This window comes from Allocoleopsis sp., assembly GCF_036703385.1.
Lineage (GTDB): Bacteria > Cyanobacteriota > Cyanobacteriia > Cyanobacteriales > Coleofasciculaceae > Allocoleopsis.
Window position 1 is genome coordinate 1 of the sequence record NZ_DATNPA010000796.1, and the last position, 6579, is coordinate 6579.

The window sequence follows — 6579 nt, forward strand, 5'->3', positions numbered from 1 at the left end:
TAATAATCGCCTCATCGTCCATGACTTCCAACTCCTCAAGGGTAGGCAATCCGGCGATCGCATGGCGTGCCAAGTCTTTCAGGTAAGAGATTTTCGGGCGTGAAATGCCCACTCGGCGGAGGACTTCATCCGGCGTTTTGAGGACATCTTGTGCCGAAGGGAACTGAGTATCCGGGTAAAGCTGGAGAAACCTTGCGTGGATGACTTTAGCCACCTTGGTTGAAAGTTGTTGGTGGAGAATCGATCGGGATAGGCAAAAGAACAAGTCTCCCTCCAACTGGTGCTGATTCAGTAGACACGCACCAATTTGGTCAATGAGTTGTCCCAGGATAGGGTCGGAATCCTTGAGAAAGTCAATGGCAATTGCGTAATTCATCACCTGTCACTAGAAACGCAGAAGCTGTCGTTACCCACACTCCGGTAATTAAACCAAGTGAAAGTCAATGCAACTTCTTCACCCTAACCTTACCTGGAAAAAATGCCTGTATTAAAATTTATTAAGAAAACTCAGCCGCTAGAAGAAGACCAAGGAGTACCTGTGACTACCCAGACCAGTCTGCAAGGGGATATACGCGACGCTGTTGAACAATTGAAAGAGGAAGAAAAAGAACTCTTCCAATGGACAAAGCAGTGGTATCCAGTAACTGTTGTAGATTTCCTAGACCCCTCTCGTCCCCATGCCATGCAGTTGCTAGGGAAGGATATTGTCTTGTGGCGGGATGGCTCTGGTCAATGGCGTTGCTTTGAAGATGTTTGCCCCCATCGACTAGTCCCACTTTCTGAAGGTCGTGTTGAGTCGGATGGCACTCTTTTATGTGCTTACCACGCTTGGCGCTTTGACGGTGAGGGGAACTGCGTCAGCATTCCCCAATCCAAAGACGAGGAGACTGAGGCGAAGCACTGCTCAAACCAAAAGTCCTGTGCTGTTGCCTTTCCGACGCAGGAACGTCAAGGTCTTTTGTGGGTATGGGCTGAGTCAGGTCAACAGGCACAGATTGAAAGTCAATTAAGGGCACCGCGAATTATTCCAGAACTTGAGGAAGACTCGGACAAGGTAGTAAAGCTCTCTTGGAATATCCGTGACCTCCCCTATGGATGGGACTTTTTCATGGAGAATATAGCCGATCCTGCCCATGTTCCTGTCTCCCATCACGGTATTGTCGGCAGTCGGTACAAGGATGCCAAGTACTACGACATGCCTAACATCCGGGAGATGTCTACTCAGGAAGGATTCTCCTTTGCAATCACACCCACAGCTCCAATCATTGAGGAAGCGGTTCACGACTTTCAACCGCCAAGTCATATGAGAATTGTCTCAACGTTTAAAGGCGGTGGGAAGCTCATCCTAGCTTTATACGCCAGCCCAACTCGTCCCGGATGGTGTCGTCATATCGGATGCCAGGTATTTGTAAAGGATGAGGCGGGGAAGACTCCGCCGGGGTTGGGATTTTTTGGGCTACCGATGCCAGCTTGGTTAACTCATGTGTTGGCGTCTCTGTTCCTGCATCAGGATGCGGTGTTTCTCCATTACCAGGAGAAGACTCTCAGCAAACGGGGCAAGGACAGATGGCTGGATGCCGTCTATACGCCCAATCCCCAAGACAAGATGGTGATTGCGTTTCGTCAATGGCTGGAAAAAAGAGCCGGAGGCGGTATCCCTTGGGATTCAGGATGTAATTCGGAGCTGCTATCAGGGGAGCGAGACAAGCAGAAATTGTTTGATGTGTGGGCAACCCATACTCAATATTGCCAGGTTTGCCAGAATGCCCTGAAAACGATTAACCGTCTCTCCGTCTTGGCTTATATGGCGGCGGTGGTGTGTTTTGGTCTAGGCGTGATGGTGGATGCACGAGCTGTGGCGATGAAGGTAGCGGCAACGTCTATAGAACAAACAGCAACCTCTGTTTTAACTGTTGTCCCTCCTGTCGGATTTTGGTTGGCGCTTGGGGGTGCAATCCTATTTGCAATAGTAGGATACTTGCTGAAGAAATTCAGTCGGCTTTTCTATGTTTATGAGTTTGAACACGCTCACAATCACTGATAGATCAAGAAGAGTGAGTGCGATCGCCTCTTGGCCTCAAAAAACCCAACATCCCCGGCAAGGTTGAATCCAATTCGATAATGAACGGTGAGAGCGATCGCATCTGATACCAGTTTGAGCGATCGCGTAATTCATCCAATTCACCCGATCGCATGAGCCAATGCAGTGAAGCCTATTGCCTCATCATCAATCTATACTTGAGGCTGCTCGAACAGCTCCAGAGGCGATCGCAGAATCATGGAAGCACTCGATGCGGATTCCTAGTAAAAAATTAAAGCCCTTAAGTTAGACAATGCGACAATTCCCGTTACGGCTGATTCACTTAGCGGTGATAGCACTCTCACTAACCTTGATTGGAGAAAGTACTGCTGCCAAACCCATCCCAGCAACAACACCTAAATATGTAAACAATGCAGCTGGAGCGTCTTCAATCCCTACTAGAGTTAGTACCCGAACTTCTAAGAACCCACGCCAAGCGCAACTGCTGCATACTTTTAAAAACCCATCCATTCCACCTCTCAACGCAACATCGGTCACTCTCAGCTACAACAATCAATTGATGGCTAGTGTGGGCGATTTCATCCGTACCTGGGATTTGAAGAGTAAGAAGGAATTGCGTACCTTTGCCCAAAACGGCAGCAAAGTGAATGCGGCTATCTTTGCGCCAAACGCTGGACAAACACTCATTACTGGTCATGAGGACAGTACCATCAAGCTTTGGAATCCGCGCACGGGTCAACTATTGCGAACCTTAACTAAACATACCAACGCGGTGAAAACCCTTGCTACCAGTCCTAAGGGTCAACTCTTTGCCAGCAGCAGTCTCGATGGAACCGTCAAGGTGTGGAATTGGCAAGCTGGGCTACTGCTGCGGACTTTGAGCGAGCGTTTTAGTGGCTCTAATGGGGTTGTTCTTGCCTTTAGTCGAGATGGAGAAACTCTCGCCACTGCGGATGAGAAGGCTCTCAAACTCTGGAATATGCGAACTGGACAACTCTTGCGTACTGTGGTGCAGGAAAGTTCCATCGCTTCTCTAACGTTTAGCGCAGATGGACAAACCCTGATTAGTAGCAATACTGGTGACGACGCAATTAAACTCTGGAATACTCGCACTGGGCAACTGCTACGCAGCTTCAAAGGCAACGAACCGAAGAATTTAGACGCCTACTATCTTAATATCAGTCCAGATGGGCAAACGTTTATGGTTACTATGTTGGATTTCTCATCACCTATACATTCAGCCCCAGCGATGTTCTTTGAGCTTCGGAATCTCGCTACTGGACAACAGATTAGCTTCCCCGATAGTAACTCCGCTTGCTCAGGTGCAGGTTCGTTTGTCTTTGCTCCAGATGGTAAAACATTCGCTTGCTCTCAGGTGGATGACATCCAAATTTGGCGGATGCCTACCCCATAAAGTGTGGATAGGAAAGTTGAAAGGCGGTGGAATCCACTTAATATATTTATTGTGGGATGGGCATCCTGCCCGTCCCAGCTATGCCATGTTTTATGCCGATTAGCTTACTTTAAGCTGCACATAGAACTTGCCGCATTTGCCGCATATTCCTTGGCAATTCCATCTGCATCCCCTGTTGAATGAAAATGGTCGGTATCGGAATGTTAGGCGTTGCTTGCACGGAGTAGGTGAGCAAAGTCCCATTATCGAAATCTTTCAATTTCAGGTCTGCCGTAAAATCGTTAAAGGTGCCTTTTTCTAGCCGAAATTGAATGTGCTTTCCTTCCACCTCAAAGACGTTCAAGTAAATTTCGACTTGAGCGGTGAGGAACACAAAGGATTTTTGGGCAACTTGATACAGATGTTTTACCTGACCTTGATGCAAGACTTCGCTTTTGGTGAGATCGGGGAAGTATTCCACCCAGCGAGGATAATCGATTAGTTGTTGCCAAGCGGATGAGCGTGCTATCGGTAAGTACATTTGTGCAGTAACAGCACCACCCCAAGATGAGTGTGAGCGCGTTTCCACCAAAACCTCTCCTTGCGAAAGCGCCTTTTGCTGACTCCACGTTAGGTCTGGGATTGGATTATTCAAGTCTTTGAAAGAAAGTGTCATGATAAGAGTTTAGCCGCTCTTCAGCCAATAATAATATAGCTTAAATGGGCAAACTTAATCCTTTATTACATAATGCAGATTCTATAAAAATTAATATTTAAGTAGAAAAATATTAAGTGTTATAATAGTAATGATTACTTCACTCGTCCGCTTCTAATCATGCTAATAATCAACCATAAGCCGATTAGACTAGCGACTACAAAGAGAATACCACTCACCCAAAAGAAAATTGGATTACTGGGGGCTTGGGAAAAAATCATAGCAGCACCAATCAGGATAGCGGCTGTTACAATCCCGAATGTTAGTCGATTTCCCACCGCATCAATACTGCGACGGAATGATTCCAGACCTCGCACCGCTACATTCCATTGCAATGTTTCAGAGGTCACCCGATCTAATAACATCTCCAATTGGCGAGGAGCCTCTAGGGATAGGGTTTTGATATCAAGGGCTGCTCTTAAAAGGTCTTGCAGAGGGGCATATCCGACCAATCGTTGCCGGAATAAATCTGCCATTAGGGGTTTAATTTGCTCGATTAAATTGAAATCAGGGTCGAGTTGACGAGCCACCCCTTCGAGATTGGCGAGAGTTTTAGCATACAATCCCATATTGCTAGGAATGCGAATTTTGTGTTTCCGGGCAATTTGCAATATTTGGTAGGTCAACTGGCTAAAGTTAATTTCCGATATGTTTAGGTTGTAGTAGCGTCGCAGCAATCGGTCAAAATCATTTTCCAAATGAGCAAGATTCACAGGGATTGTAGACTCTGCCAGTTGTAGCGTTAATTGACTACACCGCTTGCTATCTAAGTTAGCGATCGCTAAAATAAGTTCGATCAAAATCTGTTGCGTGCGGGGGTCTAGACGACCCATCAAGCCAAAATCAATCAGAGCAATCCGCTCTGATGGGAGATAGAACAAATTTCCGGGGTGAGGGTCAGCATGAAATATGCCATCGATATAAAACTGCTGAAAATAAGCTCTGACAAGTAAATCGGCAAGGAATCGGCGTTCGGCTTTGGCATCACCACCGTAGTTTGTCCCCCTCATCTCAGCGAGTAACAGGGGAACTCCATTGAGCCACTCCATGACGAGTAACTTTTCACTGGTCAAGTCCCAGTAAATTTCTGGAAGAACAAGCTGTTGTGGATCGAACCAGTCACTCTTGGAGAGATTGCGCCGTAGTGTGTCCGTGTAACTGGCTTCTTGGGTAAAATTTAGCTCAGCCCGCAGCGCCGAAGCAAATTCCTCAACGACAGAGACTAAATTGTAATACTGCCCCACTTGAGTGCGGTTGACTAACCGTGCCAAGCCGCGAAGCAACCTAATATCCTGTTCGACAACTCTATCAATGCCTGGACGTTGAATTTTTACAGCGACCTCACGCCCATCACTTAGTGTAGCGCGATGGGTTTGGGCGATCGAGCCCGCTGCAACAGGCTGGTGATGAATTATGGCAAAGATTTCTTCTATAGGTTGTTGAAGCTGCTTGCGGATAACGGCTTCTACTGCCTCCCAAGTGACTGGCGGGACTTCAGCTTGAAGGGATGTTAAGGCTTCAAGATAGGGTGGGGGTAACAGATCGGGTCGTGTACTCAGCAGTTGTCCGAGCTTAACGTAAACAGGACCGAGCTCCACCAAAATATTGCACAGCACCTTAGGGGGTGGCAATGAAGGTTCTTCGGCTTTCCCTCCCAAGAGAAGTACTCGCATATAACCCCAACCATGCCGGAGAACCACTTCAACAATTTTTCTTTGTCGAGAGCTGGTTTTGGGACGACCTGAAAACACACGCACCTCTTCCTCTATGAGGATTTCATCGGGACGAATGGTTAAAAGATATCCTATTCGTTCCGGCTTTTTCGATAACTCACAACATTAACTTTACGCTGATCAGGGCGAACGACGTGACAACAAGACTAACGCTCTTGTGTCCTTTTCATCAGACAAAAGCTAAAACTCATACGCATACAGGCTTTGACTTTTAAGCTTCTTGCCTGGTTTCTCTGGGGAAAGCGATCGCTTCAAGGCCGTGTACCCAGCGCGATCGCTAGATTATCCTTGGGTATGACTTTCATGAGTGGGTTGTCATTCTTCTTTTCCCAGACTGGGAATACAGCCTGAATCCGAACGAATATCGCCTCCAGTACGAAAACTAGGTGATTGTCATCACCAAGCCAACCCTTCAATTCTGAGAACACCTGAAAATATATGATTTATTCTATGATCGACTGACAAGGAGCGGAGCAATGGAATCTCAAGAGAATCAATCAAGTGTGAATGTTGCCCAACTCGTAGAGCGCTTCATTTTATCCAGGAAAATCAGCAGCGAACAATATCATCAATTATCTGTCGCTATCCTTGCTGACGGTCAAATTGATGATGAAGAACGGCACCAAATTAATCGACTTTTTGATGCAATTCAAGCAGGACAGTTAAAAATTATTGATTAACACGTTAGAGACATTTC

The 6579-nt window shown here is 46.7% G+C and carries 8 protein-coding genes; 4 read left to right on the forward strand and 4 right to left on the reverse strand.

Features of this window, described 5'->3' with window-relative positions; all coding sequences use genetic code 11:
• Nucleotides 1-376: DNA-3-methyladenine glycosylase family protein (locus V6C93_RS37000; RefSeq protein WP_414644374.1), on the reverse strand; the 376-nt coding region annotated here is incomplete at its 3' end.
• Nucleotides 377-538: 162 nt separating this feature from the next.
• Here V6C93_RS37000 and V6C93_RS37005 point away from each other — a divergent pair.
• Nucleotides 539-2041: a Rieske 2Fe-2S domain-containing protein gene (locus V6C93_RS37005; protein WP_349262958.1), complete on the forward strand. Its 1503-nt coding sequence runs from the start codon at nucleotides 539-541 to the stop codon at nucleotides 2039-2041.
• Nucleotides 2042-2045: 4 nt separating this feature from the next.
• On the opposite strand, the gene V6C93_RS37010 is transcribed toward V6C93_RS37005, so the two are convergent.
• Nucleotides 2046-2195, reverse strand: a complete 150-nt coding sequence (locus V6C93_RS37010; protein WP_333481693.1) for a hypothetical protein — start codon at nucleotides 2193-2195, stop codon at nucleotides 2046-2048.
• A gap of 138 nt (nucleotides 2196-2333) precedes the next feature.
• Between V6C93_RS37010 and V6C93_RS37015 the strand changes: the two genes are divergently transcribed.
• On the forward strand, nucleotides 2334-3455 hold the full coding sequence (locus V6C93_RS37015; protein ID WP_333481694.1) for a WD40 repeat domain-containing protein: 1122 nt from the start codon (nucleotides 2334-2336) through the stop codon (nucleotides 3453-3455).
• 109 nt (nucleotides 3456-3564) lie between these two features.
• Here the strand turns inward: V6C93_RS37015 and V6C93_RS37020 are convergent, their stop codons facing one another.
• Nucleotides 3565-4110: an SRPBCC family protein gene (locus V6C93_RS37020; protein ID WP_333481695.1), complete on the reverse strand. Its 546-nt coding sequence runs from the start codon at nucleotides 4108-4110 to the stop codon at nucleotides 3565-3567.
• Nucleotides 4111-4244: 134 nt separating this feature from the next.
• Nucleotides 4245-5900 carry an AarF/ABC1/UbiB kinase family protein gene (locus V6C93_RS37025; protein WP_333481696.1) on the reverse strand — a complete coding sequence of 552 codons (1656 nt, stop codon included), beginning with the start codon at nucleotides 5898-5900 and terminating at the stop codon, nucleotides 4245-4247.
• Between the two features lie 186 nt (nucleotides 5901-6086).
• Between V6C93_RS37025 and V6C93_RS37030 the strand changes: the two genes are divergently transcribed.
• Complete coding sequence (locus V6C93_RS37030) at nucleotides 6087-6233, forward strand: hypothetical protein (protein ID WP_333481697.1); 147 nt, start codon at nucleotides 6087-6089, stop codon at nucleotides 6231-6233.
• Nucleotides 6234-6358: 125 nt separating this feature from the next.
• Nucleotides 6359-6562: a hypothetical protein gene (locus tag V6C93_RS37035; protein ID WP_333481698.1), complete on the forward strand. Its 204-nt coding sequence runs from the start codon at nucleotides 6359-6361 to the stop codon at nucleotides 6560-6562.
• The last annotated feature ends 17 nt before the right edge of the window (nucleotides 6563-6579 follow it).